Source organism: Cryobacterium frigoriphilum (assembly GCF_004403305.1).
In the GTDB taxonomy this organism is placed as follows: Bacteria; Actinomycetota; Actinomycetes; order Actinomycetales; family Microbacteriaceae; genus Cryobacterium; species Cryobacterium frigoriphilum.
Genome location: NZ_SOHE01000033.1, coordinates 1 through 16110, shown reverse-complemented (window position 1 = coordinate 16110; position 16110 = coordinate 1). Strand labels below are relative to the sequence as shown.

Genomic DNA, 16110 nt, shown 5'->3' with positions numbered 1-16110 from the left:
GGTCCGCCGCGGTTGGGCAGGCTGGGGCGGGGCAGCGAACGGCCCGCGTGCAGGCGCGCCCGCGGGGCCGACCGGGCGTTCTTGTGGGCGGTGTGCCCGCCGGCCAGCAGCGCGCGCACCGGCCCGAAGGTGTCGTTGTTCACGAGGCCCGCCCAGACCAGGTCCCAGAGCGCGGTGACGACTTCGGCGTCGTCCTGGCTGCCGACCGCGTTCGCGAGCTGGCGAAAGAAGTAGCCGCCGCCGTCGGCGAGGGTCGTGAGAATCTGTTGCTGCAGCGGCGTGGTCTGCACGTCGAGCGGTGACGGCAGGGTCAGCTGCGCGGTTTCGGCCAGGTGCAGGCTGATCCAGCCGTCGTTGCCGGCCAGGGTGCCGGCGCCCGCCCAGAGCACCTCCCCCGCGTTGCTGAGTTCGTCGAGCATGGCTGGCCGGTAGTCAGCCACCCGGGCCGGCAGAATGAGCGATTCCCAGGCCGAGGCCGGAATGCGCGCGCCCTCGAGCTGTTCGATGACGGATGCGACGCCGTCGACTCCGCGCAGCTTGCCACCCACGTGCTGCCAGGTCGGCAGAAACCGGGCCAGGGTGCGCTGGTCGACCGGTTCGACCTCGTGGCGCAGCGCGGCGAGTGAGCGACGGCGCAGACGCCGCAGCACCTCGGCGTCGCACCATTCCGTGCCGGAGCCGGCCGGGCGAAACTCGCCCTCCATCACGCGGCGGGCGTCGGCGAAACGCCGCAGAATGGCGGCGACCACGGCGGTACCGAGCCCGAACCGGTCGGCGACCGCCTGGGTGGTGAAGGGTCCATGGGTGCGGGCGTAGCGACTCACGAGGTCGCCGAGCGGGTCGGCGACCTGCTCGGTGAACGCGGCCGGGGTGCCGATCTGCACCGGAACGCCGAGGGCGTCACGCAGCCGGTTGGCGTCTTCGACGCCGGCCCACCAGTCGCGGCCGGCGAAACTGACCCGTAGGGCCCGACGCGCGGCGACGAGCGCGTTCAGGTCGGCGAGTACGGTGTCGGGGTCAACGGCGGCGTAGCCGGGGGCGGCGAGGTCGGCATCCGCATCGACCTCACCCTCGACCACAGCAACCGGCGCCGGCGGCAGTTTCGCGCCGCGCAGCCGGGCGGTGACCTCCTCGGTGGTCAGCGGGCCGAGGCCGCGCAGCAGGTCGACGATGCCTTCGAGGCCGTGGGCGCGCCGGTCAGGGGTGAGGCGCTGCAATTCCCGGTCGGTGAGGTCGACGACGGCGGGGTCGAGCAGCTCGCGCAGTTCCACCCGCCCGAGCAGTTCGGCCAGCAGGCTGGAGTCGATCGCCAGCGCGGTGGCCCGGCGTTCAGCGAGGGGCGTGTCGCCCTCGTACATGAACGCGGCCACGTAGCCGAACAGCAGGGTGGTCGCGAAGGGGCTCGCGACATCCGTCGTCACGTCGACGAGCCGCACGGAGCGCGCGCCGATCTGCCGGGCCAGCGCGGTCAGGGCTGGCAGGTCGTAGACGTCCTGCAGGCACTCCCGCAGGGTCTCCAGGATGATCGGGAAGGTCGGATAGTCGCGGGCGACGTCAAGCAGTTGCGCGGCCTTCTGGCGTTGCTGCCAGAGCGGTGAGCGAGCGCCGGGGTTGTAGCGCGGCAGCAGCAGGGCGCGGGCGGCGCACTCGCGAAAGCGCGACGCGAACAGGGCCGAGCCGCCGACCTCGTCGGTGACGATCGCTTCGAGGTCGTCGGCGTCGAAGATGAACAGTTCGCTGCCGGGCGGATCGGTTTCGGTGTCGGGGATGCGCACGACGATGCCGTCGTCGCTCGCCACGCAGGCACCGTCGATACCGTACCGTTCGCGCACCCGGGCGCCGACCGCGAGTGCCCAGGGGGCGTGTACCTGCGCGCCGTACGGGGAGTGCAGCACCACGCGCCAGTCGCCGAGTTCGTCGCGAAAGCGTTCGACGACCAGGGTGCGGTCGGTGGGCAGGTGTTGGGTGGCTTCGCGCTGGTCGCTGAGAAAGGCGAGCAGGTTGGTGACCGCACGCTCGTCAAGTCCGCTGGCCGTGCACCGCTGACGGGCCTTCACCGGGCTGAGCGAGGCGACCTCGCGCACAAAGGCGCCGATCGCCGCGCCGAGTTCCGCGGGTCGGCCGAGGCCGTCGCCCTTCCAGAACGGCAGCCGCCCTGGCTGACCGAAGGCGGGTGTGACGAGCACCTGGTCGTGGGTGATCTCCTGGATGCGCCAGCTCGTGGTGCCGAGCGCGAAGACGTCACCGACGCGGGACTCGTAGACCATCTCTTCGTCGAGTTCGCCGACCCGGCGGCCGGGGGCACGCCGGGCGGCCTTGCCGCTGCCGGGCGTGCCGTCGGGCCCGCCAGCAGGGCCGGTCGGTTCACCGCCAACCATGAACACCCCGAACATGCCGCGGTCGGGAATGGTGCCGCCGCTCGTGACGGCGAGGCGTTGCGCGCCGGGGCGTCCGGTGAGGGTGCCGGCATCGCGATCCCAGACGATCCGCGGGCGCAGCTCGGCGAACTTATCGCTCGGGTAGCGCCCGGCCAGCAGGTCGAGGGTCGCTTCGTAGGCCGAGCGCGGCAGGGTGTGGAAGGGTGCGCTGCGGCGCAGGGTCTGGAACCAGGTTTCCACGTCAACGGGTTCGAGGGCGACGGCGGCGACGGTCTGCTGGGCGAGAATATCGAGGGGGTTCGCGGGTACGCGCAGGGCTTCGATCCGGCCGGTGACCATGCGCTCGGCGGCGACGGCCGCGTGGATCAGGTCGGCGCGGTGCTTGGGGTAGATGACGCCGCGGCTGATCTCGCCGACCTGGTGCCCGGCACGGCCGATGCGCTGCAGCCCGTTCGCGACCGAGGGCGGCGATTCGACCTGCACGACGAGGTCGACGGCGCCCATATCGATGCCGAGCTCGAGGCTCGACGTCGCCACGACGCAGCGCAGCCGACCGGACTTCAGGTCGTCTTCGATGAAGGCCCGTTGCTCCTTGCTGACCGAGCCGTGGTGGGCGCGGGCAAGCAGGGGCGCGGCACCGGATGTCTGTCCGCTGGCTCCCATCAGTTCGGCCGGCGGCCGGGTCGGGGACGAGCCTGCCGACACGGAATCCGACACGTTCACGGCCTCATCGGCGAGGCGTTGCGCGTAGATCTCGTTGAAGCGCGCGGTGAGACGTTCAGTGAGCCGGCGGGAGTTCGCGAAGACGATGGAGGAGGTGTGGGCGAGCACTTCGTCGACGATCGCTTCTTCGACGTGCGGCCAGATCGACCCGGTCTGCGGCGCGGCGGCACTCAGCGACGCACTGTTGGTCGACCCCTCGTCGGAGCCGTTCCCTGCGGCGCGCGGCGCGACCGGGCCGAGCTGGTTCATATCGTCGACGGGCACGACGACGCGCAGATCGAACCGCTTCTGCGCGGCCGGAGAGACGATCGCAACCGGGGCGCTGCCGCCGAGAAACCGGGCCACCTCGGTCGTCGGCCGCACGGTCGCCGAGAGCCCGATGCGCTGTGCCGGGGCGTCGAGCAGGGCGTCGAGGCGTTCGAGGGAGACCGCGAGGTGCGCGCCGCGCTTGCTCGCTGCCACGGCGTGCACCTCATCGATGATGACGGTGTGCACGCCCCGCAGGGATTCCCGTGCGGCGCTCGTCAGCAGCAGAAAGAGCGACTCGGGCGTGGTGATGAGAATGTCCGGGGGTGACTTGACGAGCATCCGTCGTTCGGCGGCCGGGGTGTCACCGCTGCGCACGCCGACGCTCACCTGCACGGGCGCGGCGCCGAGCCGTTCGGCGGCGCGAGTGACGCCCACGAGCGGGGCGCGCAGGTTGCGTTCCACGTCGACGCCGAGGGCCTTGAGCGGGGAGATGTAGAGCACGCTGGTGCTCGGTGTTGCGGACACCGTGGCCGGACCAGCCGCGGCGGCAGCGGCGTGCGCGGTGCCGAGCCGGTCGATGGCCCAGAGGAAAGCGGCGAGGGTCTTGCCCGACCCGGTCGGCGCGACGACGAGCGCGTGCGAACCCCGCGAGATGGCATTCCAGGCGCCGAGCTGCGCCGCGGTCGGGGCGTCAAAGGAGTCGGTGAACCAGCCGCGGGTCGCCGGCGAGAACCGGTCGAGCACCGCCCGCACAGCGGCGGGGTCGGTCGGATCGATGTCGACGGAACCGGGAGTCGGTGCCGTCGCCCGCGACTGTCGCCCGGCGGTCTCGGCCGCCCCGCTCGGGGCCCCGGCTTTCGCTGTCATAGCGGCCAACCTACTGCGAGGCGGTCAGCTGCACCCGCAGCGAATCGACGCCGGTGGCGATGATCTCACTGTCGGCCCAGCGGGCGGCGAGCCGGGCGAGCGTGGCGTCGAGTTCGAGTTGGGTGAGCCCGTCAACGAGCTCGAGTCGCACGATCAGTTCCGGACCGCTCAGACGGGCGTCCGGATCCCCGGCCGCGAGGGTGACGCCGAGCACCGCGAGCTCGGTGGCGATCGAGTCGGCAAAGGCATCCGCGATGGCGCGGCTGGCGTAGCTCGGGGTCCACGGCAGCGACTGGGCGATCGCCCAGAGCGCGGGGCGACGAATCACGAACTCGGTCGGGGCGGTCGGGTCGAGCACGACCAGGTCGGTCTCCTCCTGCGCGGCGGCGAGGGCCACCCGAACGGCGTCGGCCGGAACCGGGCGGGCGTCGGCGTTCCAGGCGGTCATGGCGACCGCCGAGGTGAAGACGGGCAGCACGTTACGGCCGTCGGGGCCGGCCACGGTGATGATCGACAGCTCCTGGGTCTTGTCGATCAGGTGACCGTGAGGGCCGACGGCGGCGTCGCCGAGCCGGGTGACGAGCGGAATCAGCAGTCTGCAGGCACGCAGCGCCTCGACAACCTGTTCCTCGCCGACCTCTCGGGCGCGGAAAGACGCGAGAACGGTCATCAGGGCCGCGGGCGCGAGCCCGTCGTCGTCGGCGCTGTCGTTCTGTTCGAAGGCCCGCCCGGCCCACGGCTGACCGGCCGAATCGGCGTCACCGCCGGGATTCGATTCCGGGCCGCCCGGACGACCGGTGGATCCGAGGTTACGCGCCCGAGACATCCAGTGCCTCGGGAAGGGTGAAGGCCCGCGCGTACAGGGCCTTGCCCACGATCGCACCCTCAAGGCCGCGCGGTACCAGCTCGCGCAGGGCGGCGATGTCGTCGAGGCTCGAGATGCCACCAGAGGCGATCACGGGCTTGCGGGTGCGGTCGAGCACCTGCTTGAGCAGCTCGATGTTGGGGCCCTGCAGGGTGCCGTCCTTGGTGACGTCGGTGACCACGTAACGGGCACAGCCGGCCTGTTCGAGGCGTTCGAGCACCTGCCAGAGGTCGCCACCGTCCTTGGTCCAGCCGCGGGCCGCGAGGGTGGTTCCGCGCACGTCGAGGCCGACGGCCACGGCTTCGCCGTATTGCGCGATGACGCTCGCGGCCCACTCCGGGTTTTCGAGGGCCGCGGTGCCGAGGTTGATGCGCTTGACGCCGGTGTTCATGGCCGCTTCGAGCGTGGCGTCGTCACGGATGCCGCCGGACAGCTCGACGTGCACGCCACGCACCTGACGGATGACCTTTTTGATGACCCCGGTGTTGTTGCCGCGGCCGAAGGCGGCGTCGAGGTCGACGAGGTGGATCCATTCCGCGCCCTGACGGGCCCAGTCCGAGGCGGCGTCGACCGGGTCGCCGTAGTTGGTTTCGGTTCCGGCCTCCCCCTTGGTGAGGCGCACGGCCTTGCCGCCGGCGACGTCGACGGCCGGTAACAGGGTCAGGCGGGGGGCTTTGGTGAACTCGCTCATGGTGTCCTCAATCGGGGGTGGCCGCTCGAGTCGGCCGAATTTCAGGTCTGGTGGAAGGGTGTGAAGGTCAGTGCGCCAGCGTACCGAGCCAGTTTTTCAGCAGACGGATGCCCGCCTCCCCCGACTTCTCGGGGTGAAACTGGGTGGCCGTGAGGGGTCCGTTCTCGACGGCGGCCAGGAACGGCCCGCCGTGTTCGGCCCAGGTCAGACGCGGCTTCGGAAACGGGGGCTGCACGTCGAGGGTCCAGTCCTGGGCGGCGTAGGAGTGCACGAAGTAGAAGCGCTCCTGTTCGATGCCGCGAAACAGCACCGAATTCTCATCGGGCGTGACGGTATTCCAGCCGATGTGCGGCAAGATCGCAGCGGGCAGCTCGGTGACCGTGCCCGGCCACTCGCCGAGGCCCTCGGTGTCGGTGCCGCGCTCCACACCGTGCTCAAAGAGCACCTGCATGCCCACGCAGATGCCGAGCACCGGGCGACCGCCGGCGAGGCGCCGGTCGATGATCTCATCGCCGCGGGATGCCTTCAGCGCTGCCATGACCGCGCTGAACGCGCCGACCCCTGGCACGACGAGTCCGTCGGCGGCGAGGGCCAGGGCACGATCACCGGTGAGGGTGACGTTCGCTCCGGCGAGCTCGAGGGCCTTGACGGCGGAGTGCACGTTGCCGGTTCCGTAGTCGAAGACGACGACGGATGGCGAATCCCCGCTGGGCTGCTCCGATGTCACAGGGCGCCCTTGGTCGACGGAATGCCGCGCACGAGCGGGTCGAGGGCCTTGGCCTGGCGAAAGGCGCGGGCGAAGGCCTTGAACTCGGCCTCGGCAATGTGGTGCGGGTCGCGGCCGCCGAGCACGGTCACGTGCACGGTGAGGGCGGCGTGCACGGTGATCGCCTCGAAGACGTGGCGCACCATGGATCCGGTGAAGTGGCCACCGATCAGGTGATATTCGAAACCGACCGGTTCGCCGGAGTGCACGAGGTAGGGGCGGCCGGAGATGTCGACGACGGCCTGAGCGAGGGCTTCGTCAAGCGGCACGAGAGCGTCGCCATAGCGCGAGATGCCGCTCTTGTCGCCGAGGGCCTGGCGAATGGCCTGACCGAGCACGATACCGACGTCTTCGACGGTGTGGTGCACGTCGATCTCGGTGTCCCCGTGGGCGCGCACGACGAGGTCGGTGAGCGAGTGCTTCGCGAAGGCGGTGAGCAGGTGATCGAAGAACGGCACCGTGGTGTGAATGTCGCTCACCCCGGTCCCGTCGAGATCGAGCGAGAGGTCGATGCTCGATTCACTGGTCTCGCGCTGCAGGTGGGCGACCCGGGAACCGGATTCCGTCGAAGAACTCATCAGGCTAGTTTATGGACTCGATGGCGTTCGTCGGTACCGGGCCGACCGGGGGCTCCAGCCGAGCCAGGGCGTCGAGAAATGCGCTCGTTTCGGCTTCGGTTCCGGCGGAGACGCGCAGGTGGCCGGGGATTCCCACATCGCGGATCAAAACCCCGTCGGCGAGCAGGGCGTCGAAGGTGGCGCGGGGGTTCTCGACCCCGCCGAACAGTACGAAGTTACTGCCGCTGCGGTGGGGGGCGTAACCGAGCCTGGTCAGTTCGGTCACCAGCCGGTCGCGCTGATCGCGGATATCGTCGACCATGGCCAGCATCTCGGCCGAGTGCGCGAGGGCGGCGTTCGCGGCTGCCTGGGTGAGGGCGGAGAGGTGATACGGCAGGCGCACCAGGCGCAGGGCATCCGTCACCGCCGGATCGGCCGCGAGGTAGCCGACGCGAGCCCCGGCGAAGGCGAACGCCTTACTCATCGTGCGCGAGACCAGCAGTCGTTCCCGGCCCGGCAGCAGGCTGAGTGCGCTGGGCGTTCCGCGGGCGCCAAATTCGGCGTACGCCTCATCGACGACAACGATGCCGCTGCTCGCGGCATAAACCGCTTCGATCGTCTCGAGCGAGAGCGGGGTACCGGTCGGGTTGTTGGGTGAGCAGAGAAAGACGATGTCGGGCTGGGTCTTCGTGACCCAATCCGCTGCCGTCGCCGGAGTCAGTTCAAAATCGGCGTCTCGGTCGGCGGCGATCCAGCGGGTACCGGTGCCGGCTGCGAGGATCGAGTACATGGAGTAGGTCGGCACGAACCCCAACAGGCTGCGCCCTGGCCCGCCGAAGGCCTGCAAAATGTGCTGCAGCACCTCGTTGGAGCCGTTGGCGGCCCAGATGTTCTCGCGGGTCAGGCCGTGTCCGAGGTACCCGGCCAGTCGGTCGCGCAGCTCACTGAATTCGCGATCGGGGTAGCGGTTGATCGTGAGCAGGGCGCGGGCCAGGTTGCTCACGATGTCGAGCGCAACGGGCTCCGGAATGGTGTGCGTGTTCTCGTTCACGTTGAGCGTGACCGGCACGTGCAGCTGTGGAGCGCCGTAGGGGGTCAGGCCACGCAGGTCGGAACGGAGGGGGAGGTCTTCAAGACTGGTCACCGCTCCATGCTACGGCCGTGCGCTGGTTTACTCCGCCGCGGTGTAGCTGAGCGGCAGCGCGAGACGCTGGCCGGGTTCGACGGCGTCGATGCCGAGTCGGTTCAGGCTGATGATCTCGGCGATGACATCGCGGGGGTCGGCGGTCGGGGCAATGCTCTCGGCGACCTGCCAGAGGGACTCGCCGGCCTGAATCGTGACGTATTCGAATGTGACGCCGCCTGAGCCGTTGGTCGGGCCGGCCGCACTCGCCAATCCGCCGTTGAGTGCGAGCACGAGGGCTACGGCCCCGATCGGTATCGCGGCCAGGCCGGTGAAGACGACGCGCCCGCGCCGGGTGAGGCGCAGTGTGGAACGAACGGATTCTACGGATGTTGCTGCACTCATGGTGTTGCCTCCTGAAAGTCGGTCTCGGAATGCGTACCTATGTTCCGAATCTATATTCGAGTCTTCGAACAATCAACCCCTAACAACGATTTATTTTCAGAAGTTTTGCAAAACACTCGAATAAAGCTTTGTTTTGAAACCGCGGGAAAGATAAACTTTTGTTAGAAATGGTGTTCGTTGCAGACCCAACCAGACACCACCGACATTCCCGCTCGCAGGCCGATCGTGACCACCGTCAGCGGGACAGACGCAAGGAGCGAATTGTGACCCAGGACATCACCGGTTCGCCCGACAAGGGCGCTACCACCACCCGACGACGCAAGACCCTGAGCAAGCGTCAGCTCGCCATCCTCGAGGTAATCCAGAAGTCCGTCAGCCGCCGCGGTTACCCGCCGAGCATGCGCGAAATCGGCGACGCCGTCGGCCTCGCCTCGCTGTCGAGCGTGACCCACCAGTTGCACCAGCTCGAGCTCAGCGGCTACCTGCGCCGCGATGCCAACCGCCCCCGCGCCCTCGAGGTTCTCATCGAGGTTCCGCAGGCTCCCGAAGATCCTGCCGGCCCGCCCGAGCAGTTTCCTGCCGGCATCCAGGTCGGCGACGCCGCGATGGTACCGCTCGTCGGGCGCATCGCCGCCGGAGTGCCGATCACGGCAGACCAGCAGATCGACGAGATCTTTCCTCTGCCCCGTCAGCTGGTCGGCAAGGGCGAGCTCTTCATGCTCAAGGTCGTTGGTGAGTCGATGATCGACGCCGCCATCATGGATGGCGACTGGGTCGTCGTGCGCCAGCAGAAGACCGCCGAGAACGGCCAGATCGTCGCTGCCATGCTCGACGGCGAGGCGACCGTGAAGGTCTTCCGCCAGCGCGACGGACACACCTGGCTGCTGCCGCGCAACAGCAACTTCGAACCCATCGTGGGCGACTTCGCCGAGATCCTCGGCAAGATCGTCGCGGTCCTCCGTTCCGTCTAGTCACCCCGTCCAGTCACTCCGCGGTCGCCACACCGCCCCGGTTACCCGCTGCGAGCGAGTGACCGGCTGAACACTGGTCAGCCGATCACTCGCTCATGGGCACCACCCGGTCTAGGCCGAGACGGAGGCCCCCAACCGGGCCCGCACACTGCGCGTCGCTGCCATCATGTTCTGCAGCGACTCCACCGTCTCGGTGTAGCCGCGAGTCTTCAGCCCGCAGTCGGGATTGACCCAGACCTGACGGGTCGGGATCGATTCGAGGGCCGTGTCGAGCAGGCCGACGAGTTCCTGCACGCTCGGTACCCGCGGCGAGTGGATGTCCCACACTCCCGGCCCGATTCCGTGATCAAAGCCCTGCGAGCGGATGTCTCGCACGACATCCATGCGGGAGCGGGCAGCCTCGATGCTCGTCACGTCGGCGTCGAGATTGCGGATCGCCTCGAGCACCACGCCGAACTCGGAGTAGCACAGATGGGTGTGGATCTGCGTCGCATCCGTCACTCCGGCGGTGGCCAGCCGGAACGATCCGACCGACCAGTCCAGATAGTCGGCCTGGTCCTTCGTCTTCAACGGCAGCAGCTCGCGCAGGGCGGGCTCGTCGACCTGCACGATGCCGATACCGGCGGCTTCGAGGTCACCGATCTCGTCGCGCAGCGCGAGCGCGATCTGGCGGGCGGTGTCACCGAGCGGCTGGTCGTCGCGCACGAATGACCACGCCAGAATCGTGACCGGGCCGGTGAGCATGCCCTTGACGGGTTTCGCGGTGAGGCTCTGGGCGTACGTCGCCCAGTCCACGGTGATCGGAGCCGGGCGCGAGACATCACCCCAGAGGATCGACGGACGGGTGCAGCGGCTGCCGTAGGACTGAACCCAACCGTTCTCGGTCACCGCGAAACCATCAAGGTTTTCGGCGAAATACTGCACCATGTCGTTGCGTTCGGGTTCGCCGTGCACGAGCACGTCCAGCCCGATCTCCTCCTGCAGCGTCACGACGCGGGCGATCTCGGCCCGCATCAGCTGCCGGTACTCCTCGGCCAGGAGGGTGCCGCGCACGGTGCGGGCACGTGCCCGCCGAATCTCGCTGGTCTGCGGAAAGGAACCGATGGTCGTGGTCGGCAGCACCGGCAGGGCCAGGGCTTCGTCCTGCGCCGCGAGGCGGGCCTCGTAGGTGCCGCGGGAGAAGTCGGCCAGGGTCAGCGCCGCCGTACGGGCGCGCACCGGAGCGCTCGTCACACCCGGGGCTGCGGCGCGGGCGGCCAGGGCGTCGCTGGCCGCCGTGAGCTCGACCGCGACGGCGGCACGACCCTCGCGCAGGCCTCGGGCCAGCACGGCGACCTGGGTGATCTTCTCGTCGGCGAAAGCGAGCCAGGACGTGAGCTCAACTCCCAGTGCCGACTCATCGGCGACGGAGTGCGGTACGTGCAGCAGCGACGTTGACGTGCTGATGGTGACCCGCGCAGCCAGCGCCCGCAGGCCTTCGGCCCGCTCGAGCGCTGCCCCGAGGTCACCGCGCCAGATATTGTGCCCGTCGACGACACCCGCGACGAGGGTCTTGTCGGTGAGGTCGGCGACTAGGTTGGGGGTGGCATCCGGTGCCGCGCCGCGCACGAGATCGAGGCCGAGCGCCTCGATCGGGGCGGCCGCCAGAACGGGCAGCGCGTCGTCGAGGCTGCCGTAGGGGGCCGAGACGAAGATCGAGGGGCGGCGGGCGAGCCGGCCGAGCGTTTCGTAGCTGAACCGGGTGGCCCCGAGCGTCTCGGCTCTCGGTGTGTCGATGCTCTGGCTAACGAGGGCGGGCTCGTCGATCTGCACCCACTCCGCGCCGGCGGCGGAGAGCCGATCGAGCAGGGTGGCGTAGACCGGCAGCAGGTCGTCGAGGCGGGAGAGCGGTGAAAATCCGGCGGGGGCGGCGTCACTCGGCTTGCTCAGCAGCAGAAAGGTCACCGGTCCTACGATGACCGGACGGGTCAGAAAGCCGGCGGCCCTGGCCTCGTCGAAGGTGCGCACGATGCGGTCGCTTGCGAGCGAGAACACCGTCTCCGGGCCGATCTCCGGCACGAGGTAGTGATAGTTGGAGTCGAACCACTTGGTCATTTCGAGCGGCAGGCTGCTGCCTTCACCGCGGGCCAACGTGAAGTAGCCCGCGAGGTCGAGGGTGCCGTCGGCCTGGATCAGGGAGGCGAAGCGGGTGGGCACCGCGCCGACGGTGACGGCCGTGTCGAGCACCTGGTCGTAGAAGGAGAAGCTCTCGGGGATCGCGGAGTCGGTGCGGCCCAGGCCGAGGCCGGCGAGGCGCTCACGGGTCGCCGCGCGCAGGCCGGCCGCGGTGGTTTCCAGCTCATCGGCGCTGATGCTGCCCGCCCAGAAGGCCTCGACGGCCTTCTTGAGTTCGCGACGACGCCCGATGCGCGGGTAGCCGAGGATGGTGCCGGACGGGAAGGGTGCTGGCGTGCTCATGCGGATTCCTTGACTGGGTGAGAGGCCACACGAAGAATCGTGGGGGCCGTGGTCGGGTGGGGCTGGGGCGTGGGGGTGCGGCCATTCGGCAGCGCCCCACAACCCTCGAGAACGGAGAGCACGGTGTCGTGCTGATTGAAGGCGTAGAGGTGCAGGCCGGGAGCACCGCCGGCGAGCAGTTCCTGGCCGAGGCGCACGGCGTGGTCGATGCCGATTTCGCGCTGGCCGGCATCCGTCGGCTCGATCTCGAGCTGAATGGAGAGTTCAGAGGGAAGTTCCTCCCCCGACAACTCGAGAATGCGGCGCAGCCGGTTGGGGCTGGTGACGGGCATGATGCCGGGCAGAATCGGAAACTCGACCCCGGCCTCGCGGGCCCGCTGGATGAAGCTCAGGTAGTGGTCGGCGTGAAAGAACAACTGGGTGATGGCGAGGTTCGCACCGGCGGCCTGCTTGGCCAGCAGGGTGTCGATATCCTGCGACGTTGACCGGGACTGTGGGTGTCCGTTGGGGAACGCTGCCACGCCGATGCGCACCTTTTCGCGGTCGGTCCTGAGCCGCCGTGCCCGCGGCAGCCCGGGGATGACGGTTTCGCGGTACGGCACCTTTTCGGCCTGCACGCGGTGAATCAGCTGAACGAGTTCCGCGGCGCTGCCGAGGTCGCCGAGAAAGGAGTCGCCCTCGCGGGTTCCCTGCGGCGGATCGCCGCGCAGCGCCAGGAAGCTGTGCACCCCGGCGTCGAGAAACTCGCGGATCAGAGCGCTCGCCTCGGCATGGGAGGATCCCACACAGGTGAGGTGCGCCATCGGATCCACGTGCGTCTCGTGCAGGATGTACTTCAGCACCTCGAGCGAGGAACCACGCGAGGAGCCGTTGGCGCCGTAGGTGACCGAGATGAACTCGGGGCCGGCCGCTGCGAGGCGATCGATGGTGGCGTGCAGGGCGGTGGCGCCGGCATCCGTTTTGGGCGGATACAGCTCGAAGGAGAACGGAACGCGCGGCGGCGCTGACGCGATACAGGCGGGGTCCGTGGGGGCCATGGTTCCTCATTCGGCAGAAAGCGAAGTGCTCAGGCGGTGGGCCTGCGTGGTGCACTGTGCGGCCGGGCGGCCGCGGTCCGCCAGTCAGACTGGCGGCGCTCGCGGGCGGGTGCCGGGCTCGGCTGTCGCTCCATGTCGCCGGGCAAACACACCCGGTGGCAACGATTGAGTTGAGTGTAGCAACGCCCCCGAGGCCTGTCAGGGGCGTGTGACGCCATGTTTCGGACGCTCGTGCGGGCGCTCCGAGCGCCCCTCGGCCATGAGCGCGCCCCATCTCGGTACGCGCTACGGTAACGGCCGTAGCGGCCACCCGTTTCGGGCGCGGTCAACGCCGTCGGGTCAACGCCGTCGGGTCAGCTGGCCGGGTCAGCGCCGTCGGGTCAGCGCCGTCGGGTCAACGCCGTCGGGTCAACGCCGTCGGGTCAGCGCCGTCGGGTCAGCGCCGTCGGGTCAGCTGGCCGGGAGGACAGCCGTGAAGGGGGTGAACTGACTCTCGATCTCGGGCGTGACGAAGGCGCGCACGAGGGTGCCGCCCTCCACGTACTCGGTCGAGTCGATGCGGCCCTGATCGTGCAGCAGAGCGATGAGGTCCCCGCGGTCATAGGGCACGAGCAGGGTGAGCTCGATCTGCGGGCTCGGCAACAGATCGCTGAGCTGTGACAACACCGCCTCGATGCCCTCGCCGCTGCGGGCGGAGACGAAGATCGCGCGCGGCTCGAGGCCGCGCAGCACGAGCCGGTCGTCTTCGCTCACGAGGTCGCTCTTGTTGAAGATGACGAGTTCGGGAATCTCTCGGGCGCCAACCTCCCCGATCACGTCGCGCACGGTCGCGAGCTGGCTGACCGGGTCGGGGTGCGAGCCGTCGACGACGTGCACGATGACGTCGGCGTCGGCGAGTTCTTCGAGGGTCGAGCGGAAGGCCTCGACGAGTTGGTGGGGCAGGTTGCGCACGAACCCGACGGTGTCGGTGAGCGTGTACAGGCGGCCGTCTTCGGTGGTCGTCTTGCGCACGGTCGCGTCGAGGGTCGCGAAGAGGGAGTTGTCGACGAGTACTCCGGCCCGGGTGATGCGGTTCAGCAGGCTCGACTTGCCGGCGTTGGTGTAGCCGACGATGGCGACGGATGGCACGGCGTTGCGTTTGCGGTTCGCACGCTTCGCGTCTCTGGCCGGCTTCATCTCGACCATCTCCTTGCGGAGCTTCGACATGCGCGTGTGGATGCGTCGACGGTCGAGTTCGATCTTGGTCTCACCGGGGCCGCGGGAGCCCATGCCGGCTCCGGTACCGCCGACCTGGCCACCGGCCTGGCGGGACATGGAGTCACCCCAGCCACGCAGGCGCGGCAGCATGTACGCCATCTGGGCCAGTTCGACCTGCGCCTTGCCTTCCCGGCTCTTGGCGTGCTGGCTGAAGATGTCGAGGATCACGGCCGTGCGGTCGATGACCTTGACCTTGACCACGTCTTCGAGGGCGCGGCGCTGGCTCGGGGCCAGTTCGGTGTCGGCGATGACGGTGTCAGCACCCATCGCCTTGACGAGGTCGGCGACTTCCTGCGCCTTGCCCTTACCGAGGTAGGTGCTCGGGTCGGGGGTCGCGCGGCGCTGCAGCAGCCCGTCGAGCACGGTGGCGCCGGCGGTTTCGGCGAGGGCGGCGAGCTCGCGCATCGAGTTTTCGGCATCGTCGACGGTGCCGTGGGTGTAGACACCGACGAGCACCACGTTTTCGAGGCGAAGCTGGCGGTACTCGACCTCTGTGACGTCTTCGAGTTCGGTAGACAATCCGCCGACCCGGCGGAGCGCGTTGCGGTCTTCACGTTCGGACTGGTCACCGTCGTGACCACCGTCGTCGTGACGGGCGACATCGGATTCGTTCTGCAGGGCCTGCGCTGACCCGCTCCGAAAGAGCGAATACCCGGACGCGCGGGTGTCGGCGCTCGCGAGCACCCGGGCAACTACATCATCGTCATCGTGCACGGTTGGTTCAATCATCCCGTTAACCTTAGTTGATCGATCTCGAAAGGTTCCCTGTATGTCACCCGAGCACGAGCAGTCACCCGAAAACTTAGCCGAACCATCCGCGGAACACTATTTTTCCGCAACGTCACAGAGCGAACTCAAGACCCGGCAGATCACCGTGCACCTCGCCGGAGCGCCGCGGGAGGTCGTGACCGCCAATGCCGTCTTCAGCCCGCAGCATCTGGACGGCGGCACCGAGGTGCTGCTGAAGAACATTCCGGAACCGCCGGAGTCGGGTACCTTTCTCGACCTCGGCTGCGGCTGGGGCCCGATCGCACTGCATCTGGCGCTGTCCTCCCCCGCCGCCACGGTCTGGGCCGTCGACGTGAACGAGCGTGCCCTCGACCTGGTGCGCGCCAACGCCACGCGCCTCGGCCTGAGCAACGTGATCGCGGCGCTGCCGCAGGACGTGCCCGCCGACATCCGCTTCGACACGATCTGGTCGAACCCGCCGATTCGGGTGGGCAAGGAGATGCTGCACGACATCATGCTGACCTGGTTGCCGCGGCTGAAGGCCGACACCACGGGCTGGCTCGTCGTGCAGCGTAATCTCGGTTCCGATTCGCTGCACCGTTGGCTTGAGGCCGAGCTACCGGGCGATTTCGAGGTCACCCGCGACACCATCTCCAAGGGCTTCCGCGTGCTGCGCGTCGACCGGGACTGACACCGACGCCGCCACCGCAGACCGCACCGCACCGCACGCATGGGATACGGTGCGGTGCGGTGCGGTGCGGTGCGGTGCGGTCTGGTGCGCTGCGGCGGGCACGGCCGAATCAGCTGAGCGTCACCCAGACTCCGGCGTCACCACAGCCGACGATGTCGGCCTTGCCGTCACCGCTCACGTCGGCGAGCATCCGCGGGTGCCGCTCGACGCGCCAGCTGCCGACGTTGTAGGCGAAGTTGTCGACGACCTTCACCGGACCCTGGAACGTACCGTTGCCATTGTTCAACGACACCCACACCCCGGCATCACCAAACCCGACGATATCCGCCCGGCCATCACCGGTC

General features: G+C 68.9%; 13 protein-coding genes. 2 read left to right on the top strand and 11 right to left on the bottom strand.

Features of this window, described 5'->3' with window-relative positions:
• From E3T55_RS07245 to E3T55_RS07215, 7 genes are all read right to left on the bottom strand, one after another.
• Positions 1 to 4103, bottom strand: a 4103-nt coding sequence (locus E3T55_RS07245; protein WP_134518913.1) for an Lhr family ATP-dependent helicase, incomplete at its 3' end; no start/stop codon positions are given.
• 124 nt (positions 4104 to 4227) lie between these two features.
• Positions 4228 to 5043, bottom strand: a complete 816-nt coding sequence (locus tag E3T55_RS07240; RefSeq protein WP_134518912.1) for an SseB family protein — start codon at positions 5041 to 5043, stop codon at positions 4228 to 4230.
• Positions 5027 to 5773, bottom strand: a complete 747-nt coding sequence (gene priA / locus E3T55_RS07235) for a bifunctional 1-(5-phosphoribosyl)-5-((5-phosphoribosylamino)methylideneamino)imidazole-4-carboxamide isomerase/phosphoribosylanthranilate isomerase PriA (RefSeq protein ID WP_134518911.1) — start codon at positions 5771 to 5773, stop codon at positions 5027 to 5029. Before priA ends, E3T55_RS07240 begins: the two co-directional genes overlap by 17 nt.
• A gap of 67 nt (positions 5774 to 5840) precedes the next feature.
• On the bottom strand, positions 5841 to 6500 hold the full coding sequence (hisH, locus tag E3T55_RS07230; protein WP_134518910.1) for an imidazole glycerol phosphate synthase subunit HisH: 660 nt from the start codon (positions 6498 to 6500) through the stop codon (positions 5841 to 5843).
• On the bottom strand, positions 6497 to 7117 hold the full coding sequence (gene hisB, locus E3T55_RS07225) for an imidazoleglycerol-phosphate dehydratase HisB (RefSeq protein ID WP_134518909.1): 621 nt from the start codon (positions 7115 to 7117) through the stop codon (positions 6497 to 6499). The genes hisH and hisB overlap by 4 nt, the downstream gene beginning before the upstream one ends.
• Positions 7118 to 7121: 4 nt before the next feature.
• Positions 7122 to 8240, bottom strand: coding sequence for a histidinol-phosphate transaminase (locus E3T55_RS07220; RefSeq protein WP_134518908.1), 1119 nt, complete (start codon positions 8238 to 8240; stop codon positions 7122 to 7124).
• Between the two features lie 27 nt (positions 8241 to 8267).
• Positions 8268 to 8624, bottom strand: coding sequence for a LysM peptidoglycan-binding domain-containing protein (locus E3T55_RS07215; RefSeq protein ID WP_134518907.1), 357 nt, complete (start codon positions 8622 to 8624; stop codon positions 8268 to 8270).
• Between the two features lie 275 nt (positions 8625 to 8899).
• On the opposite strand from E3T55_RS07215, the gene lexA reads away from it, so the two are divergent.
• Positions 8900 to 9595: a transcriptional repressor LexA gene (lexA, locus tag E3T55_RS07210; RefSeq protein WP_241992927.1), complete on the top strand. Its 696-nt coding sequence runs from the start codon at positions 8900 to 8902 to the stop codon at positions 9593 to 9595.
• A gap of 111 nt (positions 9596 to 9706) precedes the next feature.
• Here lexA and metE read toward each other — a convergent pair whose 3' ends face one another.
• From metE to hflX, 3 genes are all read right to left on the bottom strand, one after another.
• A complete protein-coding gene (metE, locus tag E3T55_RS07205) occupies positions 9707 to 12052 on the bottom strand; it encodes a 5-methyltetrahydropteroyltriglutamate--homocysteine S-methyltransferase (protein WP_134518905.1) in 2346 nt (781 codons plus the stop codon).
• Positions 12049 to 13089 (bottom strand): methylenetetrahydrofolate reductase, encoded by a 1041-nt coding sequence (locus E3T55_RS07200; RefSeq protein ID WP_134518904.1) that lies wholly within the window; start codon positions 13087 to 13089, stop codon positions 12049 to 12051. The genes metE and E3T55_RS07200 overlap by 4 nt, the downstream gene beginning before the upstream one ends.
• 450 nt (positions 13090 to 13539) lie before the next feature.
• Positions 13540 to 15075 (bottom strand): GTPase HflX, encoded by a 1536-nt coding sequence (gene hflX / locus E3T55_RS07195; protein WP_134518903.1) that lies wholly within the window; start codon positions 15073 to 15075, stop codon positions 13540 to 13542.
• Positions 15076 to 15115: 40 nt separating this feature from the next.
• Here hflX and E3T55_RS07190 point away from each other — a divergent pair, with 40 nt between their 5' ends.
• Positions 15116 to 15766: a class I SAM-dependent methyltransferase gene (locus tag E3T55_RS07190; RefSeq protein WP_134518902.1), complete on the top strand. Its 651-nt coding sequence runs from the start codon at positions 15116 to 15118 to the stop codon at positions 15764 to 15766.
• A gap of 109 nt (positions 15767 to 15875) precedes the next feature.
• Here the strand turns inward: E3T55_RS07190 and E3T55_RS07185 are convergent.
• On the bottom strand, positions 15876 to 16110 hold a 235-nt coding region (locus E3T55_RS07185; protein WP_134518901.1), incomplete at its 5' end, for an FG-GAP repeat domain-containing protein.

Bases quoted from the DNA above. Each gene is read 5' to 3' on its own strand.
- E3T55_RS07190 (WP_134518902.1), top strand. From the start codon at position 15,116: ATGTCACCCGAGCACGAGCAGTCACCCGAAAACTTAGCCGAACCATCC.
- hflX (WP_134518903.1), bottom strand. From the start codon at position 15,075: ATGATTGAACCAACCGTGCACGATGACGATGATGTAGTTGCCCGGGTG.
- E3T55_RS07215 (WP_134518907.1), bottom strand. From the start codon at position 8,624: ATGAGTGCAGCAACATCCGTAGAATCCGTTCGTTCCACACTGCGCCTC.
- priA (WP_134518911.1), bottom strand. From the start codon at position 5,773: ATGAGCGAGTTCACCAAAGCCCCCCGCCTGACCCTGTTACCGGCCGTC.
- metE (WP_134518905.1), bottom strand. From the start codon at position 12,052: ATGAGCACGCCAGCACCCTTCCCGTCCGGCACCATCCTCGGCTACCCG.
- hisB (WP_134518909.1), bottom strand. From the start codon at position 7,117: ATGAGTTCTTCGACGGAATCCGGTTCCCGGGTCGCCCACCTGCAGCGC.
- E3T55_RS07200 (WP_134518904.1), bottom strand. From the start codon at position 13,089: ATGGCCCCCACGGACCCCGCCTGTATCGCGTCAGCGCCGCCGCGCGTT.
- E3T55_RS07240 (WP_134518912.1), bottom strand. From the start codon at position 5,043: ATGTCTCGGGCGCGTAACCTCGGATCCACCGGTCGTCCGGGCGGCCCG.